1 protein-coding gene is annotated in these 233 nt (G+C 45.9%); it reads left to right on the forward strand.

Going from position 1 to position 233, the window contains the following annotated elements:
- Positions 1 to 233, forward strand: a 233-nt coding sequence (locus tag FFM73_RS12880) for a hypothetical protein (protein ID WP_171001304.1), incomplete at both ends; no start/stop codon positions are given.

Genomic DNA, 233 nt, shown 5'->3' on the forward strand with positions numbered 1-233 from the left:
CCAAATGATGCCAAAGCAAACGTCACAATTCCAAGTAACCAAGGTGACCAAACGGTCCCTGATATAACAGGTAAGACGGGTGAGCATGTTGATGTGACGGTACCAGTAAAGCCAGGTTACACGGCAGATAAGACGACGGTACCCGCGACAGTAAATGCTGACGGCACAATTACAGTTGATAATCCAACGACAACCGGTAAAGTTAACTACACACCAAATGATGCCAAAGCAAA

The organism is Secundilactobacillus hailunensis (assembly GCF_005405185.1).
Classification (GTDB): Bacteria; Bacillota; Bacilli; order Lactobacillales; family Lactobacillaceae; genus Secundilactobacillus; species Secundilactobacillus hailunensis.